At 67.5% G+C, this 25,291-nt stretch carries 20 protein-coding genes; 9 read left to right on the forward strand and 11 right to left on the reverse strand.

Going from position 1 to position 25,291, the window contains the following annotated elements:
* Positions 1–7 precede the first annotated feature (7 nt).
* The 6 genes from IWX65_RS12805 to IWX65_RS12830 form a co-directional block, all read right to left on the reverse strand.
* Positions 8–1,084 (reverse strand): chitinase, encoded by a 1,077-nt coding sequence (locus IWX65_RS12805; RefSeq protein ID WP_334683847.1) that lies wholly within the window; start codon positions 1,082–1,084, stop codon positions 8–10.
* Between the two features lie 69 nt (positions 1,085–1,153).
* Entirely contained in the window at positions 1,154–2,038 is an 885-nt protein-coding gene (locus IWX65_RS12810; protein WP_196883384.1) for a PP2C family protein-serine/threonine phosphatase, read from the reverse strand.
* 113 nt (positions 2,039–2,151) lie between these two features.
* Positions 2,152–3,414 carry an adenylate/guanylate cyclase domain-containing protein gene (locus IWX65_RS12815; RefSeq protein ID WP_334683848.1) on the reverse strand — a complete coding sequence of 421 codons (1,263 nt, stop codon included), beginning with the start codon at positions 3,412–3,414 and terminating at the stop codon, positions 2,152–2,154.
* Positions 3,411–3,974: a PH domain-containing protein gene (locus IWX65_RS12820; RefSeq protein WP_196883385.1), complete on the reverse strand. Its 564-nt coding sequence runs from the start codon at positions 3,972–3,974 to the stop codon at positions 3,411–3,413. Before IWX65_RS12820 ends, IWX65_RS12815 begins: the two co-directional genes overlap by 4 nt.
* A 39-nt stretch (positions 3,975–4,013) precedes the next feature.
* On the reverse strand, positions 4,014–4,895 hold the full coding sequence (locus IWX65_RS12825) for a biotin--[acetyl-CoA-carboxylase] ligase (protein WP_196883387.1): 882 nt from the start codon (positions 4,893–4,895) through the stop codon (positions 4,014–4,016).
* 37 nt (positions 4,896–4,932) lie between these two features.
* Positions 4,933–5,826 (reverse strand): SDR family oxidoreductase, encoded by an 894-nt coding sequence (locus IWX65_RS12830; protein ID WP_196883389.1) that lies wholly within the window; start codon positions 5,824–5,826, stop codon positions 4,933–4,935.
* 142 nt (positions 5,827–5,968) lie between these two features.
* Between IWX65_RS12830 and IWX65_RS12835 the strand changes: the two genes are divergently transcribed.
* Both IWX65_RS12835 and IWX65_RS12840 read left to right on the forward strand, forming a co-directional pair.
* Entirely contained in the window at positions 5,969–7,582 is a 1,614-nt protein-coding gene (locus IWX65_RS12835) for an acyl-CoA carboxylase subunit beta (RefSeq protein WP_196883391.1), read from the forward strand.
* Positions 7,579–7,836, forward strand: a complete 258-nt coding sequence (locus IWX65_RS12840; RefSeq protein ID WP_334683849.1) for an acyl-CoA carboxylase subunit epsilon — start codon at positions 7,579–7,581, stop codon at positions 7,834–7,836. Before IWX65_RS12835 ends, IWX65_RS12840 begins: the two co-directional genes overlap by 4 nt.
* A gap of 36 nt (positions 7,837–7,872) precedes the next feature.
* On the opposite strand, the gene IWX65_RS12845 is transcribed toward IWX65_RS12840, so the two are convergent.
* Positions 7,873–9,144: a serpin family protein gene (locus IWX65_RS12845; RefSeq protein WP_196883393.1), complete on the reverse strand. Its 1,272-nt coding sequence runs from the start codon at positions 9,142–9,144 to the stop codon at positions 7,873–7,875.
* 140 nt (positions 9,145–9,284) lie between these two features.
* Here IWX65_RS12845 and IWX65_RS12850 point away from each other — a divergent pair, with 140 nt between their 5' ends.
* From IWX65_RS12850 to IWX65_RS12860, 3 genes are all read left to right on the forward strand, one after another.
* A complete protein-coding gene (locus tag IWX65_RS12850; protein ID WP_442859196.1) occupies positions 9,285–11,012 on the forward strand; it encodes a DUF885 domain-containing protein in 1,728 nt (575 codons plus the stop codon).
* Between the two features lie 9 nt (positions 11,013–11,021).
* A complete protein-coding gene (locus tag IWX65_RS12855) occupies positions 11,022–11,645 on the forward strand; it encodes a Maf family protein (protein WP_196883395.1) in 624 nt (207 codons plus the stop codon).
* A 119-nt stretch (positions 11,646–11,764) separates the two neighbouring features.
* Positions 11,765–13,600 carry an acetyl/propionyl/methylcrotonyl-CoA carboxylase subunit alpha gene (locus IWX65_RS12860; protein WP_196883397.1) on the forward strand — a complete coding sequence of 612 codons (1,836 nt, stop codon included), beginning with the start codon at positions 11,765–11,767 and terminating at the stop codon, positions 13,598–13,600.
* Positions 13,601–13,692: 92 nt separating this feature from the next.
* On the opposite strand, the gene IWX65_RS12865 is transcribed toward IWX65_RS12860, so the two are convergent.
* From IWX65_RS12865 to IWX65_RS12875, 3 genes are all read right to left on the reverse strand, one after another.
* Entirely contained in the window at positions 13,693–14,430 is a 738-nt protein-coding gene (locus IWX65_RS12865; protein WP_196883399.1) for a hypothetical protein, read from the reverse strand.
* Complete coding sequence (locus IWX65_RS12870) at positions 14,427–15,734, reverse strand: serine/threonine-protein kinase (RefSeq protein WP_196883401.1); 1,308 nt, start codon at positions 15,732–15,734, stop codon at positions 14,427–14,429. The genes IWX65_RS12865 and IWX65_RS12870 overlap by 4 nt, the downstream gene beginning before the upstream one ends.
* 218 nt (positions 15,735–15,952) lie before the next feature.
* Positions 15,953–17,365 carry an MFS transporter gene (locus tag IWX65_RS12875; RefSeq protein WP_196883404.1) on the reverse strand — a complete coding sequence of 471 codons (1,413 nt, stop codon included), beginning with the start codon at positions 17,363–17,365 and terminating at the stop codon, positions 15,953–15,955.
* Between the two features lie 284 nt (positions 17,366–17,649).
* Between IWX65_RS12875 and IWX65_RS12880 the strand changes: the two genes are divergently transcribed.
* Genes IWX65_RS12880 through IWX65_RS12890 form a run of 3 tightly spaced genes read left to right on the forward strand, consistent with a single transcriptional unit; the run spans position 17,650 to position 22,948 of the window.
* Complete coding sequence (locus IWX65_RS12880; RefSeq protein ID WP_196883406.1) at positions 17,650–19,092, forward strand: MFS transporter; 1,443 nt, start codon at positions 17,650–17,652, stop codon at positions 19,090–19,092.
* A gap of 2 nt (positions 19,093–19,094) precedes the next feature.
* On the forward strand, positions 19,095–21,398 hold the full coding sequence (locus tag IWX65_RS12885; protein WP_196883408.1) for a molybdopterin oxidoreductase family protein: 2,304 nt from the start codon (positions 19,095–19,097) through the stop codon (positions 21,396–21,398).
* Positions 21,395–22,948 (forward strand): FAD-dependent oxidoreductase, encoded by a 1,554-nt coding sequence (locus IWX65_RS12890; protein WP_196883410.1) that lies wholly within the window; start codon positions 21,395–21,397, stop codon positions 22,946–22,948. Before IWX65_RS12885 ends, IWX65_RS12890 begins: the two co-directional genes overlap by 4 nt.
* A gap of 28 nt (positions 22,949–22,976) precedes the next feature.
* Here IWX65_RS12890 and IWX65_RS12895 read toward each other — a convergent pair whose 3' ends face one another.
* A complete protein-coding gene (locus IWX65_RS12895; RefSeq protein ID WP_196883412.1) occupies positions 22,977–24,383 on the reverse strand; it encodes an NAD(P)H-quinone dehydrogenase in 1,407 nt (468 codons plus the stop codon).
* A 64-nt stretch (positions 24,384–24,447) separates the two neighbouring features.
* Between IWX65_RS12895 and IWX65_RS12900 the strand changes: the two genes are divergently transcribed.
* Positions 24,448–25,248 carry a purine-nucleoside phosphorylase gene (locus IWX65_RS12900; RefSeq protein ID WP_196883414.1) on the forward strand — a complete coding sequence of 267 codons (801 nt, stop codon included), beginning with the start codon at positions 24,448–24,450 and terminating at the stop codon, positions 25,246–25,248.
* Positions 25,249–25,291: the final 43 nt, after the last annotated feature.

Consider the following 25,291-nt stretch of genomic DNA (forward strand, 5'->3'; position numbering starts at 1 on the left):
TGGGTCCTCAGTTGATACTGCCCGAGAACCCGGCGCCCAGCGTGCCGGAAAAGTCCCCGGGGGCCTGGTTCATTCCGCTGCAGGTATTCGAGGGCCGCGCGGCGTCCGATTCAGCCGGCCCGCACGCGCGGTCCCGGTTGAGGGACCACAGGGAGATTCTTCCTATTCCCCGGCTTGCGGCGAACTCGTTCAGTGCCTGTGCGGCCGCGAGGTCGAATACTTCACCGGGAACGTCATTGACGCCGATCATGGGAGTGAGGCCCACCCTGTTCCACACCTGCTCAGCATCCAGGGCGTCGCCATGCCTGCCGTAGATGTCGGAGAGCTGCCGGTGCGTTCCCTCGGCTGCCTGCACCGAGGCCTCGAACATCGTCTGGCCCGCCTTGCGGCTCGAGCTGTAGTTCATCGTCATGATGTTGACCCCGGCGAGCTCCACGTCCGCATCGAGCATTTGCGTGACAGCCACCCTGCCCCGTTCGGTCAGTCCATCGGGTGTTGCCGGCAACGTCACCCAGACCTGGAGGGGGTCTCCGCTGTCGCGTTCCCGCTGCAGCCGCGCGATCACTTCAGCCCGCCGCTCTCCGGCGGACGAGTCATCCAGGTCGTCTCCCTCGATATCGAGGTCGATCGTCCCCACCCTGTAGCGCTCCAGAACGCTTCGATACGCTCCGGCCAGCTCCTCCGGGTCCGTGCAGGTGGTCGCGAGTTCGTCTCCCCGTTGTCCGCCGAAGGAGACGACCGCCTCTCCCCCGCGATTCCTCAGCCGGGCCAGGCGGTCGTCCAGCTGAAAAGCGGTTCCAGCCCTGTCGAAGCTGTACGTGCCGCCCCACGAGGGCTCGCAGGCATCTTCCTCACTGGCAACGATGAAGGAGAGGACGGCTTTCGCTGCTTCCGGCGTGGGTGGTCTGTCCACCTCGTAGGTGGAGGGCACGGTGACGTCGACGTAACCGGCGAACCACGGAGCGTCCGCCACCTCCTGCGCGCTGCTGTGCCCGGCACAGCCGACAAGTGCGAGCGAAACCGCAAGCATCCCTCCGCCCGCGCCCAGCACAGGGGAGCCGGGGTGGGCCGCTCGGCGGTGCATTGCCATGCCTCAATATAAGCCGCACGTCGGGATTACACGGCGAACACCGGAATTCCGGTGCCTCCCCTGTCAGGCGGGCGGCCTGTCGGCCTCGATCATGATGCGGCGAGGTGTTCCGGGTAACGGGAGGAAGCTCGGATCGACAACCGTAGCACCGCCCCGACCAGCGCTGACATCGCCGGCAGGGTCAGCGGGCTCGTCGATGACAGCATCAAGGACGATGACCGTGACGTTGTCCCGCGCACCCGATCGGAGGGTTGCCTCGATGAGCGCCTCGGTTGCCACCTGCGGATCAGGGACGGTGCTGAGCACGTCGTAGATGCCGTCGTCGCTCACTTCCCCGGTCAAGCCGTCGGAGCAGATGAGGATGCGGTCGCCCGTCCGGACCGGCATGAGCCAGTAATCGGCCTCGGCGTCGTCGCCCGTTCCCAGGGCGCGCGTCACCACATGCCGGCGTGGGTGGGTCTGGGCCTCGGCCGCCGTGATCTCGCCGAGCTCCACGAGTTCCTGCACCTCGGAGTGGTCAACCGAGATCTGCCCGAACCGGTTGCCGTTCAGGCGGTACGTCCGGGAGTCTCCAACGTTGAAGAACAACCAGGAGGGCCCACCGGCATCCTGCACGACCACGACACCGGAGAGCGTGGTGCCGGCTTTGCCACCGGTTTCGGAGCGTATCTGCGCGTCCGCTTCCTGGATCAACTGTTCGAGGTCCTCCGCCGAGAATTCGGACGTCCGGGTGCCGCGCATGCTGCGTTCGAGCGTCCGGATGCAGACCCCGCTGGCGATCTCGCCCGCTTCATGACCGCCCATCCCGTCGGCGACGGCGAAGATGGGCTCGGAGGCGAGAAGTGAATCCTCGTTGAGTTCACGGCGCAGGCCGCGGTCGGTAGCACAGCCATAGCTCAGTCTCAGCGTTCCCGACACTGCACGGCCGGAATCGGGGGTGTCGGTCACGGCGCCACCACCGCGGAGAGGATCAGCTGGTCAGTCATGCCCCTATTCTGCCCTGACTGTGCAGGTCCGACGCACGTCGGGCGCACCGGGCACGTCAGTCGCAGCCGCCGCACTCAGTCGAGGACGAGACCTGTCCCTGTTCCCCGTGCGAGCGTGACCGGGTGGACCTCGCCGAACCCACGCACCGTCCGTGCCTGGTGCGGCATCAGCACGAACTTCTCGTTGTTGCTCAGGGTTGCGGCGGTGGAGGCGTCGATGAGCACGGTGCCCGGTTCCGCGAGCGAGGTCAGGCGAGAGGCCAGGTTCACTGTAGGCCCGTAGATGTCCCCGAGCCGTGAGAGGACACGTCCCCACACCATGGAGCACCGGGCGGACGGCAGGAGTTCGTCCTCGGTGAAGGCCTTGGCGAGTGCGAGGGAGATTTCGGCGCCCGCTTCCGGGGACTCGGCGATGTACAGCACCTCATCGCCGATGGTCTTGACGAGCCTCCCGCCGCCCACCGAGATGATTTCCGCGCACTTGTTCTCGAAGCGCTGCACCAGCTGCGCGAGCGTCCGTTCGTTCATCTGTCGGGAGAGGCTGGTGTAGGACACGAGGTCGGCGAACCCGACTGCGCGCGCCAGGGGCAGCGGTGCGTCCTGTTCATCGCCGTCGCGCCCTGTCTCACTTGCCCGCAGGCCGGACTCCGCCCTCAGTGCGAGTCGCTGAACCGCGGCGTTCATCTGGCGTCGCCACGCATACACGAGGGTCTTCTCGAGCGGTTCGATCAGCTCCGGCAGTTCGGCCACCAGAGTTTTCCGGGCGGTGGCGTCGGAGATGCCGCGCTGCACCACCATCTCCTCGACCAGTGCCTCGATCTGCCAGACCACCATGCGGTCCGTCATCTGGCCCACGGCACGCGTGATGGAGATCGCGGCGTCCTCGGTCAGCTGTTCCTGGCGGACCAGCTCGATGATCGTGGTCAGCGCATTCTGGTCCTTCTCCGTGAAGGCGATGTCGTCGTCGCCGATGTTCGGAAAGCCCATCGCGCGCCACAGCTTCCGAGCCGAGAGAAGCGAGACACCGGCCCCTGCGGCGACGTCGCGGCGCCGCAGGGTGCGCTCGGCACCCAGCAGTTCGATCTCGAGGTTACGGATGGTCTCCCGGTTCAGGTGGACGACGGGTTCCGGCCCGGCGTCGGGATTCCGCTCGACTGCAGCTGCCGGGTCCCCGGGGCGGACGGCGGGTATGGGGCGGGTGGCCGGCCGGCTCTCGGCGTCGCTCTGCAGGCGCCACACGGCCCGTGCAGCGGGATGCGATCCTGAGGCGCGGGGCGCATCCGGGTATGCGCGTGGATCGGGCAGCGCATCGTGTCCCGCACCGGACTCCGCCGTCATCTCCCGCCGCCCCTCCGCTCCTGGTTGGCCCCCGGATCTTCCCGCTGGGCATAAGTCGAATCAATCTCCATGTCTACACCATCGAACATGAGGGTCAGTGGGAGCTCGCTTACCGCATCGACCACATAATCCTTGAAGACGTGGATCCGGGGGACGTTGCGGTAGGTCACCACGCGATCGCGCCCCAGATCCACCAGCAGTGTTCCGCTGCCCACGAACCGCTGGAAAAGGCTTTGGGAGATGTCCAGCTGATAGACCGCCGAGAGCGGGATCTGGTGCTCACTTCTTCGTGCCGCGCCCCGCCGGTGGATGAGGCGCATGCTGGTGAGTACATAGCGGTTGTTGAGCCACCGCACGAAAGGGCGCACGAAGAACCGCGCCAGCAGCACCAGGATCAGGACTGCGGCGAGAAGGACCAGCACGGGACGCCAGGTTTGGAGCTCACCCGGAAGGAGCGCTGTACTCAGCCTGCCAAGGGCGAAACCTCCGAGTCCGAGCAGGACCACCGATGCCGCGACCGGCCACGCCAACCGCGCCGGGTCTGCCCGGGTGCGAACCACGACGCGTTCCCCCGGTGAGAGCCGGATGCGCATTCCGCCCTAACCCAGCGGGCGCAGATGCACCACGTCGCCCGCTGTCACAGTGTGCCGCTCGCCGTCGTCGTCGCGTACCACAAGGGCCCCGTGGGCATCGAGTGCCAGCGCACGTCCGGTCAGCGCTCCGTTCCCCGGCAGTTCCACCCGCACGTCCTGCCCGAGAGTCGCCATTCTCTCCGAGACCCGGTTGACGAGGGACAACCCCTCGGACCAGGGGGCCATCGCGTTCCCGTCCACCACGCAGAATGCACGGTAGTGCGCCGCGAACGTGCGGAGGAATGACTTCAGCAGGATATTGCGGTCCGTGGTTCCGGCGTACTCGAGCAGCAGGCTCGTGGCCGTGGGCACCGGAAGCTCATCCCCCGTGAGGCTGACATTCAACCCGATACCCACGACGACGGCGGGAGCGCCGCCTCGCGTGTCGGGCACGAACTGCGCGAGGATGCCGGCGAGCTTCCGCCCGTCCACGGTCACGTCGTTGGGCCACTTGAGCTGCGGGCTGACCTCCGTGCGGTCCTCGACACTTTCGGCGAGCGCGAGCGCGGCCAGGAGTGAGAACCACGGGTAGCTCTGCGTCGGAAGCGGCCTGCCGGCGTCGTTGACCGGCCGCAGCAGCACGCTCACGAGGAGTGAGGACCGCTCCGGGGCCACCCAGGAACGGTCGAGGCGGCCGCGCCCGGCGCTCTGCGCTTCAGCGGTGAGGACGCTCAGGTCCGGCCAGTCGCCACCCGCCGAACCTGCCTGCTCCGCGAGGTCCGCGTTCGTCGATCCGGTCCGCTGCACCAGTTCGAGGCGCGCGTAGGGGCCGACCGGCGTGCAGAGAGCGGCGCGGAGCGCTCCCTGGTCCAGCCCGGGGCGCTCTAGGTTGGAATAGCGGGAGGTCATGACCCGATCTTACCCAGCCGTTTCCTCCCGGCTGGGATCAGAGGAAGATGTCGGGAACCAGCCGGTCTTCCGGAGCGCCAAGACTGTAGCCGGCGAAATCGGTTTCCCCTTCCTGCCGGAGAACCTCCTCGTCGGTGAAGAAGTTTCCCGTGCAGTCCCTCGAGTCCCTCGTCAGGACGGCGTGTGCCGCATCGGCCACGATCTCAGGGCGTCGCGCGGCCTGCACCATCGTGCCGCCACCGGGCATGTTGCGGATGGCCGCCGTATCGATGAGCGTGGCCGGCCACAGCGAGTTGACTCCGATGCCGTCGGCCCGGAACTCCTCGGCAAGGCCGAGTGTCGTGAGGCTCATGCCGTACTTCGCCAGGGTGTACGCAAGGTGCTTTCCGGCCCACCGTGGGTCGAGGTTCAACGGCGGCGAGAGCGTGAGGATATGGGGGTTGTCAGAGCGCCGGAGCGCGTCGATCGAGAGCTTGCTCAGCAGGAAGGTGCCGCGGACATTGATGTCGGCCATGAGGTCGTACCGCTTCATGTCGATGTCCGGTGTCGTCGACAGATCGATGGCCGACGCATTGTTCACCACGACGTCGATTCCTCCGAACCGCTCGACGGCGGCGGCGACGGCGCCGGCCACGTCGTCATCATTCCTCACGTCTCCCACGAGCGGCAGGGCGGCGCCCCCCGCGTCCTCGATCTGCTGCGCTGCGGTGTGAACCGTGCCGTCGAGTTTGGGGTGCGGCTCCCCCGTCTTGGCCATCAGCACCACATTGGCACCGTCCCTGGCGGCTCGGAGTGCGATGGCGAGCCCGATTCCGCGACTGCCGCCCGACATCAGTATGGTGCGCCCCCTAAGGGTGGCATTCCCCTGCGGAGCCTGTTCTGTCGTCTCATTGCCTGCGGTCTCATCGCCTGCGGCATTGCTTGCGGTCATCCACTCAGAATAGGCCGCAGTGCAGGAAGCTGTAGATGTCCTACAAGCCGAGTAGTGCCGTAGCTCACTAGACTGGAAAAAACGCCCCGCTTTTTGGAGGATTCCTCCTTAAGGCGTTCACCACCTGCCTATCGGAGACTTCATGCCCGAGGACCTGACCCTCGATCTACCTACCACCGCTGATCTTTCGACGACTGCGGGGAAGCTCGCCGACTTCCGGCGACGACAGGATCTCGCAGCAGTTCCGTCGGGGCCCGAGGCTGTTGTGAAGCAGCACGCCCGGGGCAAGCACACGGCGCGTGAGCGGATCGACCTGCTGGTGGATCCGGAGTCCTTCGTTGAGTTCGATGCGCTCGCCGTGCATCGGTCCACGGCGTTCGGCATGGCGAAGAAGAAGCCGCTGGGCGACGGCGTCGTCTCCGGCTATGCGACGGTGGACGGCCGTCCCATCGCCGTCTACAGCCAGGATTTCAGCGTCTACGGCGGGTCGTTGAGCCAGGTCAACGGGGAGAAGATCGTCAAGGTGCAGGAGTTCGCGCTGCGCAACGGCTGCCCCGTGGTGGGCATCAACGACGGCGGCGGCGCGCGCATCCAGGAGGGCGTGGCATCGCTTGCGATGTTCGCGGACATCTTCCGCAACAATGTCCATGCCTCCGGAGTCGTCCCGCAGATCTCGCTCATCATGGGCCCGTGTGCCGGCGGCGCGGCATACTCCCCCGCCCTGACCGATTTCGTGGTGATGGTCGACAAGACCTCGCACATGTTCATCACCGGTCCCGACGTCATCAAGACCGTGACCGGCGAGGACGTCGACATGGAGACACTCGGCGGCGCACGCCAGCACAACACGACCACCGGAACGTCCACCTACCTGGCCACCGACGAGCAGGACGCCATCGGGTTCGTGCGGGAACTCCTCGATTTCCTGCCATCGAACAATCTCGCCGAAGCGCCGCTGGCACCGTTCGCCGAGATGCTCGAACCGACGGACGAGGACTTCGCCCTCGATATGCTCATCCCCGATTCGGCCAACCAGCCCTACGACATCCACGCTGTCATCTCGGCCATCGTGGATGACGGCCATTTCCTCGAGATGCAGGCCCTCTACGCCCCCAACGTGGTCACCGGCTATGCGCGAGTGGAGGGCCACACCATCGGTATCGTCGCGAACCAGCCCCTGCAGTTCGCCGGCACCCTCGACATCAACGCTTCCGAGAAGGCCGCGCGTTTCGTCCGGCACTGCGATGCGTTCAACATCCCGATCCTCACCCTCGTCGATGTTCCGGGTTTCCTCCCCGGCAAGGACCAGGAGTTCAACGGGATCATCCGCCGCGGTGCCAAGCTGCTGTACGCCTACGCCGAGGCCACGGTGCCGAAGCTCACGGTCATCACACGCAAGGCCTACGGTGGCGCCTATATCGTCATGGGATCGAAGAAGCTCGGCGCCGACATCAACCTCGCCTGGCCCACCGCGCAGATCGGGGTGATGGGAGCGCAGGGTGCCGTCAATATCCTCTACCGCAGCCAGCTCAAGGCGGTGGCCGACGCCGGTGGGGACCTCGAGGCGGCCCGCGCCGACGTCGTCGCGCAGTACGAGGAAGAGCTGCTGAACCCCTACCAGGCGGCCGAGCTCGGCTACGTGGACGCCGTCATCGCACCGTCGGAGACCCGGGTGCAGATCGTCCGTGGCCTGCGGGCACTGCGGGACAAGCGGGCCTCGATGCCGGCCAAGAAGCACGGGAACATTCCGCTGTGAGCGGGATCGAGCCGGGGCGTGGCACTGATCCCACGCCCGCCGGGACATCCGAAACGGCGAACGAGCCCGTGCTGTCGGTGGTCTCGGGCAACCCCACCGATGAGGAGCTGGCGGCCCTGACCGCCGTCGTCGTCGCCCTGCAGGGAGAGACGGGCGGCCCGGCCGAGGGCTCCAGCCGGTCCTGGTTGCGGCGGACCATGCTGCGGCTGAAGCCGCTCCCAGGCCCGGGCTCGTGGAAGCGCAGCGCACGGTAGGAGCTGCGCATGTGGCCGCATGGTCGGCGGGCTCCGTCAGCGCGGGTCCAGCACCGTTCCGAGGAAGACCGGCAGCCCGGTGTCGTCGTGGATGATCTGGTACAGGAACGGACGGGTGAACTCGAGGGTTAGCTCGGGAGGCATCGGCGCGGACGATACCCGGAAACCTAGCTGGGTCACAGCCGCTGCCACCGTCCCCTTTTCCGCCACCGTGATGTTCGCACTCTGCGCGGCGCCCGAAACGAGGATGTCCTTCTGGATGGCGTCGAAATTGGGGGTGAGACCAAGGGTCTCCTCGAGGCCCAGGGCCTTCAGCGGACCCAGCAGATCCTGCGTGTGGTCGTGGTCCCACTTCGGCAGCACCAGCCCGGCCCTGATCTCGTCCACGGAAGCCATCTTGTCCCAGACTTCCAGCAGCTCCTCCTCGGTGCGGACCGGGGAGACCGCGGGATCGTCGGCGAGGACCAGCCGCATGCTGAATCCTTCCCCATAGGGAATGTCGACGCCCTGCCAGTCACCGCCCCGCGCGTACCGGACGGGCATCTCACCGTACATCAGCTCCACCTGCTCCCCGGATCCGCCCGGCAGGGCGAAGGAACCCGGAGCAGTGCCTTCCGCGTCGAAGGGTGAGGCCCAGGCGGCAGCGAAGTACACGGTACTGAGCAGCGACAGCGTGGTGTCCGGATCGTATTCGAGAGGTGCCTTCTCGATCCGGGCGCCGGTGTTGGCACTGGTCCAGCGGTCGAGGATTCCCTCTGTATCCGGGTTCGGGAAGTCCACGGGATACACACCGGCTCCGTACTGGCGGGCGAGGGTTGTGAGGAACGCCTCGCCCGTTGGGGTTCCGTCGTTGACGAACACTCCATTGGCGAGGTGGAGCAGCGGTCCGGCGGGCGGCTCGTCCTCGTCGACCGCGCCGGGATCGCCGTCGTACTCCTGCACCTCGGCGAGCAGCGCGTTCATTGCCTCGTCGCGGTGCTGTAGCGGCAGCCCGAGAACGCCGTCCATTTCGGCGGCGGTCGTGGTACCGGCTCCCGCACGGAGCATGGCGAGCGCGTAGAGCGCGCTCAGCGGACTCGTCACCTGGTTTCCGTCCGGGTTCTCTGCCGTCATCGCAGCCCCGAGCCGGAATGACGCCTGAACCAACGCGTCCTCAGCGTCGGGGAAGGTCTCCAGGGCCACCGTGACGCGTTCCACGCCCTCTGCAGCCCGCGGCTCGGGAACGGCCGTGCCGCACCCCGACATCAGAAGCGCTGCAGCGGTTCCCGCCGCCAGTACCTGACGATGCTGAACTTCTCCTGCTGCCATGGTTCCTCCTTCTGGACCTGCCCATCACACCGTAGGCGCGTGCCCGCACCTACGGCCACAACACCCGGGCACGATTGGGTTGCGAAAGTTACGGACCGGGGTCGTGGCCTTCAGCAACCAGGTGCGGTTAGGCTCTGCGTGTGACTTCTGAACCCACCTCCGCCCTGTCGTCCCACCAGTCCCCCGGTGCAGCGCCCGCGCGCGCAGCCACGGCGATCGACGCAGTTGCCGATTCCTACACGCAGACCCTTATCCGACTGGACCCCAGTTTCGCGACAACCCTCGGCGTTCCCGGACACGAGACGGAATATCAGGACTACTCCCCGGCAGGGCTCGAAGCTTTCGCCGAGGCAGCCCGCGAGACCCTGGAGCGTTTGTCCGATCTCCAGCCCGTCGACGACGTCGATGCCGTTACGCTCGACGCGATGCGTGAACGCCTCGGACTCGAGATGGAAATCTCCGACACCGGCCTCAACCTGTCCGACCTCAACAACATCGCCTCGCCGGCGCAGGAAATCCGTGCCATCCTCGACCTCATGCCGACCGCCACGGCCGAGCAGTGGGGCCATATCGCGGGGCGCCTGCACAACATCCCCGATGCCCTGTCGGGGTACACCTCGTCGCTGCAGGAGGGCCGGAAGCGCGGCCTCGTGGCGTCGAGCCGCCAGGTCCGCGTCGTCATCGAGCAGTCCGGGAAGTACGCGGAGGACGGCGGATTCTTCGACGTCTTCGCCTCCACCGCGAAAGCCGACGACGGCAACCTGCCCGAGTCGCTCCGCACCGAACTGGTGAGCGGAGCCGACGCCGCCCGCCGGGCCTACAGCAGCTTCGCGGCCTTCCTCCGGGAGGACCTCCTGCCCTCGGCCCCGGACAAGGACGCAGTGGGCCGGGAGCACTACGCGCTGATGTCGAGGCGCTTCCTCGGCGCGGCAGTGGACCTCGAGGAGACCTACGCCTGGGGGGTCGGGGAGCTGGACCGCATCATCGCCGAGCAGGAAGCGGTGGCCGACGAGATCAGGGAGGGCGCCACGATCGAGGAAGCCATGCGGATCCTGGACGGGGACCCGGCCCGGCAACTGCAGGGCACCGACGCGCTGCAGGCCTGGATGCAGCAGTTGTCCGATAGCGCGGTGGAAGCCCTCGCCGGAACCCATTTCGACATCCCGGACATCATGCGCACCATCGAGTGCCGGATCGCCCCCACCAACGAGGGCGGCATCTACTACACGGAACCCAGCGATGATTTCTCCCGTCCGGGCCGCATGTGGTGGTCCGTCCCCGAAGGCGAGGATTCCTTCGCCACCTGGAAGGAAACCACCACCGTCTACCACGAGGGGGTTCCCGGCCACCATCTCCAGATCGCCACTGCCATCTATCAGCGCCAGCTCCTCAACTCCTGGCGGCGCAACGCCATCTGGGTATCCGGCCAGGGAGAGGGCTGGGCGCTGTACGCTGAACGGCTCATGGAGGACCTCGGCTTCCTGAGCGATCCCGGGGACCGCCTCGGTATGCTCGACGCCCAGCGCATGAGGGCTGCGCGTGTGGTCTTCGACATCGGGGTCCACCTCGAACTCCAGATGCCCGCGCGCTGGGGGACGGGTACCTGGACCCCGGAGAAGGGCTACGGCTTCCTCAAGGCGAATATCGCGATCAGCGAGGGTCAACTGGACTTCGAATTCAACCGTTACCTCGGGTGGCCGGGGCAGGCGCCGTCGTACAAGATCGGTCAGCGGTTGTGGGAGCAGATCCGGGATGAGGTGAGGGCCGGTGAGGGCGACCGGTTCGACCTCCGCGCCTTCCACACGCGCGCGCTCAATCTGGGCTCGGTCGGTCTGGACACGCTGCGGCGGGCGTTGCTTCCTGCGTAGGCTGGGGGCATGACTCCGCGCCTCGTCCTCGCCTCCGCATCCCCTGCCCGTACCAAGCTCCTGACCGCGGCGGGCATTCGGCACGACGTCCTGGCCTCCGACGTCGACGAGGCGGCGGCCGCAGCCCGGTACGGTGACCTCGACCCCTTGGACACCTCGCTCCTGCTTGCCCGCGTGAAGGCCGAGGCAGTCTCCTCGCTCGACGACGCCTACGACGCCCTCGTGATCGGCTGCGACTCCATCTTCGAGTTCGAAGGCGAAGCGCACGGCAAGCCGTACGAGCCCGATACGGCCCGGGACCGCATCCGGCGCATGCAGGGATCCTCGGGCGTCCTTCATACGGGTCACTGGCTGGTGGACAACCGGAACGACGGCTCGGGTGCGACCATCGGAGGGGTCAGCTCGGCAACGGTCCACTTCACCGCCATGTCCGACGGCGAGGTGGACCGCTACGTGGCCACCGGCGAACCGCTGCAGTGCGCCGGCTCGTTCACGCTCGACGGCCTGGGCGGCGCCTTCATCGAGCGCGTGGAGGGCGACCCCCACGCCGTTGTCGGGATCAGTATTTCGACGCTGCGGCAACTACTCGCCTCTACCGGCGTGAGCATCACCGAATTCTGGGAGCGAAACTGAAGCCTTGTAGAATTCCTACAGAAAAAGCGACTCCAACACTCCATAACGGCACGATCCATAGGCGATAGCTCCAAATAACGGTTAGGCTCCGAAACAAATACGAAGGAGCGACATCCCCTATGAGCGAGCCCATATCCGGCGCTGCCCAGTCTGCCGCAGACGACCGTGCAGCCGGCCTCCGGGGCCATTCCGGCCCTGTCACGAAAGTACTGATCGCGAACCGTGGTGAGATTGCGGTCCGGGTGATCCGTGCGGCAAGGGACGAGGGGATCGCCTCGGTAGCCGTCTACGCCGACCCGGACCGCGACGCCCTCCATGTCCGCCTCGCCAATGAGGCCTTCGCGCTGGGCGGAGAAACCGCCGCGGAGTCCTATCTCCTTATGGACCGCATCCTCGAGGCAGCCGGACGCAGCGGGGCCGACGCCATCCACCCCGGTTACGGCTTCCTCTCCGAGAACGCGGAATTCGCACAGCGCGTGATCGACGCCGGCATCACCTGGGTGGGCCCCTCGCCCTCCTCGATCACCCAGCTCGGCGACAAGGTGCAGGCGCGCCATATTGCGGAGCGGGTCGGAGCGCCCCTGGTACCCGGGACGAAGGACCCCGTGGCATCAGTGGAGGAGGTGCTCCGATTCGCCGACGAGTTCGGCCTGCCCCTGGCCATCAAGGCCGCCTTCGGCGGCGGCGGGCGGGGAATCAAGGTAGTCCGCGACAAGGACGAGATTCCCGAGGCCTACGAGTCGGCGGTCCGTGAAGCGACGGCGGCATTCGGCCGCGGCGAGTGCTTCGTCGAGCGCTTCCTCGATGCCCCCCGGCACGTGGAGACCCAGTGCCTCGCCGACGCATACGGTGACGTCGTCGTGGTGTCGACCCGGGACTGCTCCCTGCAGCGCCGGAACCAGAAACTCGTGGAGGAGGCACCCGCACCGTTCCTCAGCGCAGAGCAGAACGACCGCCTGTATGCGGCATCGAAGGCGATCCTCAAGGAGGCCGGGTACCAGGGAGCCGGCACCTGCGAGTTCCTCGTCGGCCAGGACGGCACCATCTCCTTCCTCGAAGTCAACACCCGCCTGCAGGTGGAGCACCCGGTGTCGGAGGAAGTCACCGGGCTCGACCTTGTCCGCGAGCAGTTCCGGCTCGCGCGCGGCGAGGCGCTCGGCTACGGCGACCCGGAGGTGCGCGGGCATTCGTTCGAGTTCCGCATCAACGGTGAAGACGCCGGCCGCGGCTTCCTGCCGTCCCCCGGATCGGTGCAGACACTGAAACTTCCCACAGGTCCGGGCGTCCGGGTGGATTCAGGAGTGGAAGCGGGCGAGGTAGTCGGCGGCAACTTCGATTCGATGCTTGCGAAGCTGATCGTCACCGGCGCATCCCGTGCGCAGGCGTTGCAGCGCGCCCGGCGGGCCCTTGCTGAGATGCGAATCGAGGGGATGCCGACGGTTCTTCCCTTCCACGCGGCAGTCGTCTCCGACCCTGCCTTCGCTCCGGCGGAGGGAGCCTTCACCGTGCACACCCGTTGGATCGAAACCGAGTTCGACAACCGGATCGAGCCGTGGCGTCCCGACAGCGGGGAGGCCGGTCCGGAAGAGGACCAGCGCCAGCGCGTGACCGTCGAGGTCGGCGGGCGCAGGCTCGAGGTAGTTCTTCCCGCAGGTCTCGGAGCGGGCAATGCCAAGGCTTCCCCCGCCGGCAAACCCAAGAAGTCCCTGCGCCCGCGCGCGGGCACGGCGGCATCGAACGGCGACGAGCTCACTTCGCCCATGCAGGGAACGATCGTGAAGGTGGCCGTGACCGACGGCGCAGAAGTGACGGAGGGAGACCTGATCGTAGTACTCGAGGCAATGAAGATGGAACAGCCGCTCACCGCACACAAGTCCGGAAAACTATCCGGGCTGGTCGCGGTGCCGGGTGATACGGTGTCGGCCGGATCGGTGATCGCCAGGATCCACGACTAGCTTCTCCCGGCTGACCACCGATGTTGGGCGCCTGACCGGACGGCGGCCGGCCGCGTAGTCGCCGGCCGGGTCGGCTGAAGTGCGGAACTCCCCTAGTTGCCGTTGCCGTTGCCGTTACCTTTACCGTTGCCGTTGCCGTTGCCGTTGCCGTTGCCGCCGTTGTTCCCTTGATTGTCCTCCGGCTGGTTTCCCCGCGCGTCCTGTGCGTCCTCCGCTGCATCATCCTGTGCGTCCTCCGCCGCATCCTGCGCCTCCCCGCCGACTTCCGGGACGTTCCCGGGCGCAACCGGTTGATCGGGCCGCTCCGGAGCGGGCGCAGGAACCGGCACCGGCTCGGGCGCAGGGACAGGAGCGGGATCAGGAGCGGGATCAGGGACAGGAGCGGGATCAGGGACAGGAGCGGGATCGGGATCCTGCTCGGCCGGGGCAACGGTCGGATCGTCCGGAGGAACCTCGTCGGCCGGAACGGGGCCGGTTTCGTGCTCGGCCACCTGCGCGGATTTTTCCTCGAGCGCTGCGATCACGGCGTCGATGCGCAGCGAAATCAGGTTCTGGCGTTCTTTCGTCAGCTCCCCCGCGGCCCCCGCTGACGCCAGATCCACCCGGAGTTCGCCTGCCCGCGCTATGGCGGAGGCGTTGTCGCCCGAGCCCGCAAGCTGCGCGATGGCTCGCACCTCGGATTGGAAACGCTCGCTTGCGGCGGAGTCGATCGACGCGCCGTCGCACCCGGTGAGAAAGAGCACGCAGGCAAAGGCGCCCACGGCTAGGGTCTTCCGCGGAGGCTTCCGCCGTACGGAAGGCCCTCCGTTCACGGCTGCGGAGGTGCTCATGGCTGCACGCTTTCGTAGAGTTCCTCGAGCTTCTCAAGTCTTTCGCCCGTGAGTCCAGGAACCACCGGCAGCGGGTCGGGGCTGGTGCCGGAGCCGGACCCCATCAGGCCGACCAAGAGGATGCCCCCGAGTACCACGAGGGAGACCAGCACCACCATTGCGGCCACCATGACGCCGCGGTGATGCTTCCGGCGCGGTGTCGAAGCCGCGGAATCGGCACCCGACTGGTCCGCCCCTGCTGATGACGGGAAGGTTTCGGTGGCTGCCTCGGCACGCGAGGGCAGCCACTCGGCAGCAGGGTTTGCAGTCACCACCGCTGTCGGCCCGGCGGCGTCGTTCTCGGCGATCTGCGTGACCGCGGTGTCCAAGGCAGGGTGCCCGGCAGCAGCCGCAACAGTATGCGCGACGGCGGGGTGTCCGACAGCGGCGTGCTTTTCCGCGGTATCTTCACCAGCGGCACGAGGTGGCGAGGCGCCGGCCGGAGCCATGTTGCCTGTATTTCCGCTCAATGCCCTGACCACTGCGCGGGCGGTCGGACGGGCGGCGGGATCATCGAGGGTCATCGCGGCGAGCAGGTGCGTGAGCTCGGTCCCGGCGGAGCGCGGAATCGACGGACTTCGGTGCAGTCGTGCGAGCGCACTTTCCACGCCTGTTCCGGGAAAGGCCCGCTTCCCCGAGAGCGCCTCGATCAGCACGAGTCCCAGGGAGTAGATGTCGGTGGGGAAACCCACGTCGTCGCCCCGCGCCTGTTCCGGGCTGAAGTAGGCGGCGCTGCCGATCACCTGGTTGGTTGCCGTCATACGGCCCCCGTCGAAGAACCGGGCGATACCGAAATCCGTCAGCAGGTAGGTGAACAGGCCGCTGTCCTGCTCGACATCGCGGGTCAGGATGTTCGAGGGCTTGAGGTCCCGGTGCATCACTCTCCGCCCGTGGATGTAGGCAAGGGTCCTGGCCAGGTCCAGCGCCAGGCGCCGGACCTCCTCCCGGTCCAGCGCGCCACCCCGCAGCTGGTGACTGAGATCGGGGCCCGGCACGTACTCCATGACGAGGTAGGCGCCGTCTCCCGAGGAATGTCCCGTGTCCATATCGAGGACACGCACCAGGCCCGGATGGTCGAGGCCTGCGAGGAGCCGGGCTTCAGCCGAACCACGCTCAAGGCCGTCGGCCGTTCCTGGACGGAACACCTTGACCGCGACGTTGCGTTCAAGCCGGGTGTCCCTCGCGACGAAGACCTCGGCCATTCCTCCGGCACCGATCCGTTCCCGGAGGTCATAACGTCCGCCCGCAAGAGTCTGCACGCTCATCCTGCCCTTTCCGTCCGCCCCCGTCTGCATGAATTGATAAGCACGCTTCCTTTGTCCCAGTCTACGGGCATTCTCGGGCTGCGCGCACTGGATCCGACGGGTCGAAGGCAACGCCGAAAGGACGACGGCGCGGCCCCTGGCCTGTTCCAGCCGGAGGTGCCGCGCCGTCGTTAGTCGGTGCCGTATCGGTGCCGGGCAAGTCCGACTGGTTGCCTGTACTAGGCGATGTTGTTCTCGTAGTCGTTGTCGCGGGTCTCGCGGGACAGCCAGAGCGCCACGAAGGTCAGGGCGGCGGCCACGGACAGGTACAGCCCCACGAGGACCGTGCTGCCGTCGGCCAGCTGCCAGAGGGCCACGGCCACGAACGACGCCGGGGCTGCTCCGATCATGCTCGACACGTTGTACGCGACGGCGGATCCCGTGTAGCGGACGTTGGCCGGGAAGAGCTCGGGGAGCACTGCGGCCATCGGGCCGAAAGTGAGCCCCATGAGCGTGAAGCCGACGATCAGCAGCACCATGGCGCCGACGGTACCCGCCCCGAACAGCGGAGCCCACAGCAGGCCGAAGACGGCGATGCCCACGGTGGTGCCGAGGAGCATCTTGCGCCGGCCGAAGCGCTCGGCAAGCGGCCCTGACACGAGGGTGAAGATGCCGAAGAACACCACGCCGATGATGAGCATCCACAGGAAATCGGTGCGTGCCATGCCGAGGCCGGGCACGAAGGCCGCAACCTGCGCATCGGTGAACTCCCTGCCTGCAGCCTCCGCCCGGGCCTGCGCCTGCTCGACGCTCGACGGTGCGGTTCCGTAGGTGAGGGTGAAGGCTGTCATGAAGTAGAACAGCACGTAGGTGGCGAACATGATGAAGGTGCCGAGGATCAGCGCGCGCCAGTGGAGGCGGAACGTGGTGCCGAGCGGAAGCTTGACCACCTTGCCCTCGGTCTGGACCTTCTGGAAAGACGCGCTCTCAATGAGCTTGAGCCGCACGTAGAGGCCGATGATCACCATGACGGCACTCAGCAGGAACGGCACGCGCCAGCCCCATGCGAGGAACTCTTCCGGGCTCAGGGTGGTGCTCAACAGGACGAACAGCAGATTGGCCAGGATGAAGCCGATGGGCGCTCCGAGTTGAGGGAAGGTGCCGTAGATGGCGCGCTTCCCCTCGGGAGCGTTTTCCGTGGCCAGCAGGGCCGCACCGCTCCATTCGCCTCCCAGCGCAAGGCCCTGGAGGAAGCGCAGCACAACGAGCAGCAGCGGCGCGAGGAAGACCCACCCCGGATTGGTCGCCGCGGGCAGCAGGCCGATCAGGAAGGTCGCGATTCCCATGGTCAGCAGCGAGGCCACGAGGGTGGCCTTGCGGCCGATCTTGTCCCCGAAGTGGCCGAAGACGATCGAGCCGAGCGGACGCGCGACGAAAGCGACGCCGAACACTGCGAACGAGCTCAGCAGCTGGTTCGCTGAGGTCTGGTTCGGGAAGAACAGGGCGGGGAACACGAGCACCGCCGCGGTGGCATAGATGTAGAAGTCGTAGAACTCGATGGTGGTGCCGATGAGGCTCGCGAACACCACCTTGCCCCGTGAATTCAGAGGCTTCGTGGTCCCACTGGACACAGCGGGTTTGGAGGATGACATGGCTACGGCTTTCTCGCGCGCGGCACGCGGTCCGATGCAGCTGCCTCGACCGGCGTGCGGAAACTTCAGTTGAACCCAAGTATTCGATCACTTGTGTCCATCAGGTGGATAAGCATGTCCAAATAATGGACAGAGGGAACGGATCGATCATACCGCCTCACCACTCCCCTCCAGCGTGGAGAGGAAAATGTCACAGGCCGTTCACGGAGGCCGACCTGCCTTGAAATGCGCCGCCCGTAGCTTCGGAGAAATGCACTGCTGAGTATGCGTTCCGAAGGGATCCCATGAGCGTCGATCGAACCACTGCCCCAACCCGCGAAGCTGCCCCCGGCGGGCAGCCGTTCGAGACGGCGAAGGGCCGCTGGATAACCTCCTGGAATCCCGAGGACCCCCACCAATGGAACGGCGGCGGCAGTGCCATCGCCAGGAGAAACCTCCAATGGTCCATTGCGTGCGAGTTCCTGGGCTTCGTGGTCTGGCAGCTCTGGTCGATCGTCGTCGTCTATCTCCCTGCAGCCGGCTTCACATTCACCACCTCGCAGCTCTTCTGGCTCATCTCGATGCCGTCCCTGGTCGGCGCAACCCTCCGCATCCCCTACACCTTCATGGTCCCCCGGTTCGGTGGCCGGAACTGGACCGTCGTCTCCGCACTACTGCTCCTCATCCCCTCCGTCGGGCTTGCGGTCTGCGTGTCCAACCCGGAGACGCCGTTCGGCGTCCTGCTCACCGTCGCCGCCCTGGCAGGCTTCGGCGGCGGGAACTTCGCCAGCTCGATGGCCAACATCACGTTCTTCTACCCGGCGCGCGAGAAGGGCTGGGCGCTGGGGCTCAATGCCGCCGGCGGGAACATCGGTGCGGCAGTGGCGCAGCTCGTAGTGCCGGTGGTCATCGCGCTGGGTGCCGTCGGAACACTGAACCTTCCCCTGGCCGGTGTGATCTGGATCCCCCTGATCCTCCTGGCTGCGTTCGGCGCCTGGAAGTACATGGACAACCTGACCAGTGCCAAATCCGACGTCGCCGGTTCCCTTGCCGCCCTGCGGGAACCGCACCTGTGGATCATGGCGGTCCTCTACATCGGAACGTTCGGCTCCTTCATCGGGTTCGCTGGAGTGTTTCCCAAGCTGATCGTGGACGTCTTTCCCGACTTCTCAACCTTCGCTCTCGGGCCGGCAACGCTGTCCCTTGCCTTCCTCGGTCCGCTCGTCGGATCCCTCGCCCGGCCCTATGGAGGACGCCTGGCCGATCGCTTCGGCGGTGCGGTCATCACCGTCTGCGCCTTCGCTGTCATGGCTGCGGCCGCACTGGCCGTGGTCTGGACCCTTCCCGCCTCGAATTTCTGGCTCTTCCTCGCGCTCTTCCTGGTGCTGTTCGCGGCCGCCGGTGCAGGCAACGGCGCGACGTTCCGGATGATTCCGGTCATCTTCGCCCGGCGAGGGCTGCTCGAAACCCTGCGCGGCCGGCCGCGAGGCGAAACCCCAGGAAAAGGTACCGGGACGGCGGTTACCGAGACCGTCAGCACAGCCAGAAAAGCGGCTGCCGCCCTGGGACTCATCTCGGCCATCGGTGCCTACGGAGGCTTCGTGGTTCCCCAGGTGCTGAATGCCTCACGCGGGGCAACCGGCGCATACGACGCCGCGTTCTATGGCTTCGTCGCCGCCTACGCCGGCATGCTCTGCCTCACCTGGTTCTTCTACCTGCGCCCCTCGAGCACCATGGGGAAGGTCTAGCCATGGGAGCAGTCGTCGCCACCCACTGCCCGTACTGCGCCCTGCAGTGCGCGATGACGGTGTCGTCTCCGGAAGGCCGGGAAACGACGGCGGGCAACGGGCACACCGGGGGGACGCCTTCCATCACCGGACGGAACTTCCCCACCAACCGCGGGGGGCTGTGCCGGAAGGGCTGGACGGCGGCCGACCTCCTGTCCCACCCCGACCGGCTTGTGGAACCGCTGCTGCGGGATGCCGGGGGCGTCCACCGACCGATCGGTTGGGACGCCGCCCTGGCCTTGATCGCGGACCGCGTCCGATCCAGCCAGGCCCGCTACGGCAGGGACTCGGTCGGGGTTTTCGGGGGCGGTGGGCTCACCAATGAAAAGGCCTACCAACTGGGCAAGTTCGCCCGCGTAGCCCTCGGCACGTCGCGAATCGACTACAACGGACGGTTCTGCATGTCATCGGCAGCAGCCGCGGGCAATCGCGCTTTCGGCGTGGACCGCGGCCTGCCTTTCCCGCTGGAGGACCTCGGGAGCGCGGGGGTGGTGCTGATGCTCGGCTCCAACACGGCGGACACCATGCCGCCTTTCGTGCAGCATCTGGCAGGTGCGCGTGCCGCCGGGGGGCTCCTCGTGGTGGACCCCCGCCGGTCGGCAACGGCACGGCTCACCGAACAGGGCCAGGGCCTTCACCTGCAGCCCACGCCCGGGTCGGACCTTGCGCTCCTCCTCGGCCTTGCGCACGTCGTGGTCACCGAGAAACTCTGGGACCGGGCGTTCCTGGACTCCCGCACCGACGGGCTCGACGATGTGGTGCGGTCGGTTGCCGCCTGGTGGCCCGAACGCGTTCAGTCGGTGACCGGTGTCCCCGCTACCCTGATCCGGGCCGCGGCCCGACGGCTCGCAGCCGCCGCCCGGTCAGGGCGCGAGGGCGGGCCCGGCGCCTATGTATTGACCGGCCGCGGGGTCGAGCAGCACGTCGACGGCACCGATACGACGACGGCCGCCATCAACCTGGCACTGCTGCTGGGCCTGCCCGGCACCGCGCACAGCGGTTACGGGACGCTGACCGGCCAGGGCAACGGCCAGGGCGGCCGGGAGCACGGGCAGAAGGCCGATCAGCTGCCGGGATACCGCAAGATCACGGATCCCGCAGCACGGGCGCATGTCGCGTCCGTCTGGGGGATTCCCGAGGCTGCGATCCCCGGACCGGGCCTGCCCGCCATCGAACTGCTCGCTGCCCTGGGTCGGCCCGGCGGCGTCCGGTGCCTCTTCGTGCACGGCGCGAACGTCGCAGTGTCCGCGCCGGATGCCACACGCGTGCTTGAGGGCCTGCAGCGACTCGATTTCCTCGTGGTCTCGGACTTCTTCCTGTCCGAGACAGCCGTCGAGGCCGACCTGGTGCTGCCGGTCCTGCAGTGGTCGGAGGAAGAGGGAACCATGACGAACCTCGAGGGACGGATCCTGCGCCGGCGCGCCGCCACGGTGCCGCCGCCCGGCGCGCGCAGCGAGCTGTGGATTTTGCAGCAGCTGGCGGCGCTGCTGGATGCGCCATCGACCTTCAGTGCCGATCCCGAGACGGTATTCACCGAACTGGCGCTGGCCAGCAGCGGCGGACCGGCCGACTACTCCGGGATCAGCTACCCACTCCTCGACGCCGACGCGGCCGCGTACTGGCCGTTTCCGGCGGGTGGCAGCAGTACGCCGCGGCTCTTTTTGGACGCCTTCTTCCACCCCGGCGGCAAGGCGCGGTTGACGCCCGTTGCTCCGACGGCGCACGTCAATCGCCCGGTCGGAACCGACGCGACCATCAACACCAACGCCACCTCCACCGCCACCGCCACCGCCACCCTGCGACGCGCCAGCGGCAATGCCTCCGCCTCCCTGCTGCTGGCGACCGGCAGGCTGCTCGAGCACTACCAGTCAGGTACCCAGACCCGACGGGTGGCCAGCCTGGCAACGGCGCAGCCGCACCAGCGTCTCCAGATCCACCCGGTTCCAGCGCGGGGCATCGGAATCTCCGACGGATCACCAGTAACCATCAGCAACAGCAACGGCGAAGTACAGGCGCTGGCGGAACTGACCCCCGACATCCGGCAGGACACCGTCTTTCTGGCCTTCCACTATTCCGGCGCCTCGAACGCCAACCTCCTGACGCGCGGGCTCACCGATCCTATTTCGGGAATGCCGGAGTTCAAGACCACCCCCGTGACAGTGGCGGCAGCGCCTCCGATGGTGGATCCGGCGGTGGGTCCGGCGGGGGCTCTCGCTGCGGCGACCAGTGCAGCGGAACCCAGCACAGCGACGGCGGCGACCCGATGATCGATGACCAGACCGCGCACCGCGAACGCATCCTGGTGCTGGGCTTCGGCCCGGTGGCGGCGCGCTTGATCGAGCATCTCCAGCCCCTGGTCGTTGAGGGCTCGGTGCGGCTCACGGTGACCGGAGCTGAGCCCGACGGTGCGTACAACCGGGTACTCGTGGCCGACGTCGCCGTCGGCCGCACAAGCGCCGATGCCATTCGGCTGAGCGACCCCGATGCCCTTCGCGCGGCGGGCATCGACGTCCGGCTCGGCACTGAAGCCCGATCCATCGACCGGGCCCGCCGCGTGGTCCGCTACGCCGACGGCACCGTCATCCCGTACGACCGCCTGATCCTCGTTACCGGCTCACAGCCGGTCATCCCCACCCTGAGAGGCCTCAACTACGATCCCATGGTGCCGATCCTTCCGCCCGGGGTCACTGCCCTCCGGGACCTGGCCGACGCAGGGCAACTGGCAGCCGCCGTCCGGCGCGGCGCATCCGTCGTCGTCCTGGGTGGCGGGATTCTCGGGGTGGAAGCCGCCGTCGCACTGGTCGAGGAGGGCGCGGCCGCAACCCTGGTGCATCACGGCCCGCACCCCCTCGGCCGCACGATCGACGACGGCGGCGGCCATGTCCTTGCGGCGGCCCTGCGGAGCGCCGGCGTCGGCCTGGCCTCCGACGCCCGGGCGGTAGGCATAGAACTCGACGCCGGGAGCTTCGCCGGACTTCGCCTGGATGACGGAACGGTGGTCCGGGGCGATGCCCTGATCCTTTCCTGCGGGGTCCGTCCCCGGATTGCCCTCGCCGAGGGTGCGGGGCTGGAGACGGCGTCGGGCATCCTCGTGGACCACACCCTGCGCGTCCGCCATGACCCCCACATCTGGGCCATCGGTGACTGTGCCGAGGTGGACTGCGGCCTACCTGCCTGCCGTGCGTGTTCCGGATCCACAGCACCGCAGGGTCTGATCGGACCGGGCTGGAGGCAGGCGGACAACCTGGGCGCACGCTTCGTCGCCGACCTCACAGCCGGCATCTCCGGCATCGAGGACCCCGGTCCGCTTGCCGCCCTGGAGCAAGCCGCCGTGGTGATGCTGAAGGCACGGGGCATCGACGCCGTCACTGCGGGGGATGCATCAGCCAGCCCCTGGAGTACCGACGAGAACACCCAGGTGGCCCTCTGGGCGGATCCCGGCCATGGCCGCTATGTGAAGATGGTGACCCGCTCCGGGGTCCTGACCGGCCTGGTCTGCGTGGGAATGCCGAGGACTGCGGCGGAGCTGGTGCTGTTGTTCGAGCGCGGTAGAGAGCTTCCGGCGGACCGCTCCAGCCTGCTGCGGCTCGACGGCGCCGAGGAGGAAGGAGCCCTCCGCCGTTCCGACCCGGCAGACACGCTCTGCCGGTGCGCCGGAGTGGCCCGAGGGACCGTCTCCTCCGCTCTCGAAGGCGGCTGCTCGACGGTCGACGAGGTCTCAGCGGACACGCGGGCCGGAACCGGATGCGGAAGCTGCCACTCGGACATCCGTGCCCTGATCGAACAGCACTTCGCCCCGACCGCCCCGGCCGCCTGACGACCGGGAGGGGGGCCCCGGCAGGTTGCTAGAGGTGCACGTGCAGACGCCGGGCCGCCTCCGAGATGGAACCGGTCAGCGACGGGTACACGGTGAAGGTGTTGGCGACGTCGTCGACGTGGAGCTTCTTGGTGACCGCGAGCGCGAGCGGGAAGATGAGCTCGGACGCGCGGGGACCCACCACCACCCCGCCGATCACGGTTCCGGATCCCTTGCGGGAGATGACCTTCACGAAGCCGTCCTTGACGCCCATCATCTTCGCGCGGGCGTTGGTGTGGAGGGAGAGCTTGATGATGTCGCCCTGGTACCGGCCGGATTCGACGTCGGACTCGGAAACGCCCACCGTCGCGATCTCGGGTGAGGTGAAGATGTTCGAGGCCACCTGCTTGAGCTTGAGTGGCGTGACCGTGTCGCCCAGCAGGTGGGCCATGGCGATGCGTCCCTGCATCGCGGCCACCGAGGCGAGGGCGAGGACGCCGGTGCAGTCACCGGCGGCATAGACATTGGGTGCGGTGGTCCGTGAGACACCGTCCACGGTGATGTGGCCGGACTTGCTCACAGCGACACCCGCGTTCTCGAGACCGATTCCCTCGGTGTTCGGTATCGCGCCGACCGCGACGAGGCAGTGTGTCCCCTCGATGGTGCGCCCATCGGCAAGGCGGACCAGCACTCCGTCGTCGGTGCGTTCGACGGCGCTGGCCCGGGCCTCCGACAGGACGGTCATCCCGCGGTCCCGGAACACGCCCTCCAGGACCTCGGCGGCGTCGGCATCCTCACCCGGGAGCACGCGGTCGCGGCTCGAGACGAGGGTGACCTTGGAACCGAGGCCGTTGTAGGCGGACGCGAACTCCGCACCCGTGACTCCCGATCCCACCACGATGAGGTGCTGCGGAATTTGGGTGAGGTTGTAGAGCTGCGTCCAGTTGAAGATGCGCTCGCCGTCAGGCATCGCGTCAGGCAGTTCGCGCGGATGGGAGCCCATGGCAAGCAGCAGGGCGTCGGCTTCGACGACTGTCGTCTCCCCGCCGTCGGCCGGCTCCACTTCGATGCGGTGGTTGTCGAGGAGTCGGCCGGTACCGATGATCACGCGGACGCCGAGCCGCTCAAGGGTCTGGCGGATATCCGAGGACTGCTCCAGGGCCAACTTCAGCAGGCGCTGGTTGACGCGGTGGAGGTTGGCGCTCACCGCGGTGTCGTCGGCGAATTCGACGCCGAGATCGTGGGCGTCAAGGAACCGGGTCATGGTGTCGGCCGTCGCGATCAGGGTCTTCGACGGGACGACGTCGGTGAGCACGGCCGAACCGCCGAGGCCCTTGCGTTCGATGATGGTGACGTCCGCGCCGAGCGAGGAGGCAACCATGGCCGCCTCATACCCGCCGGGCCCTCCGCCCAGGATCGCCAGGCGCAGGGAGCTGAAATCTAGTTGGTTGGTCACAAGGATCAATTCTCCCTTATCCGCGGCGGGGGCTCAAAACGCGGCGGAAGGGTAAGTTGTACCGGTGACCGAAGATCCTTCTGACCTGGCCCGCAGCGCCGCTGACCATATTGCCCGCGCCACCGGCGTGGACACCCACGACATCGCCCTGGTGCTCGGATCCGGCTGGGGTGAGGCCGCCGGACTCATCGGTGAAACGACCGCCAGCCTCGACGCCGCCGACATCCCGGGGTTCTCCGCCCCTGCCGTCGCCGGCCATGTGGGCACCATCCGGTCGGTGCTCACAGCCAACGGCAAGCATGCCCTCGTTCTCGGTGCCCGCACGCACTTCTACGAGGGCAAGGGCGTCCGGGCAGTGGTGCACGGGGTGCGCACCGCCGCGGCCGCCGGCGCGACAACGATGATCCTGACCAACGGGTGCGGCGGGCTGAAGGAACACTGGCAGCCCGGCACTCCAGTGCTGATCAGCGACCACCTCAACCTCACGGCGACGTCGCCCCTCGAGGGTGCGACCTTCGTGGATCTCACCGACCTCTACTCGGAGCGCCTGCGCCGGCTGGCCCTCGAGGTGGACCCCACCCTGGAGCAGGGCGTCTACGCGCAGTTTCCCGGCCCGCACTACGAGACGCCGGCAGAGGTGCAGTACGCGAAGCGGATCGGCGCTGACCTCGTGGGGATGTCCACGGCGCTCGAGGCCATTGCGGCGCGCTCCGTCGGCATGGAGGTCTTCGGCATCTCCCTCGTCACCAACCTCGCCGCGGGCATCAGTCCGGTACCGCTCAGCCATGCCGAGGTTCTCGAGGCCGGCCAGGCAGCAGGTCCCCGGATCTCCCGGCTGCTGGCGGACATCGTCGCGAAACTCTAGACGAGGCTCTGACGGAGCCGTCTTCCCGCCCGTCCACCACTTC

This window comes from Arthrobacter sp. CAN_A214 (genome assembly GCF_015751955.1).
Taxonomy (GTDB): Bacteria; Actinomycetota; Actinomycetes; order Actinomycetales; family Micrococcaceae; genus Arthrobacter_D.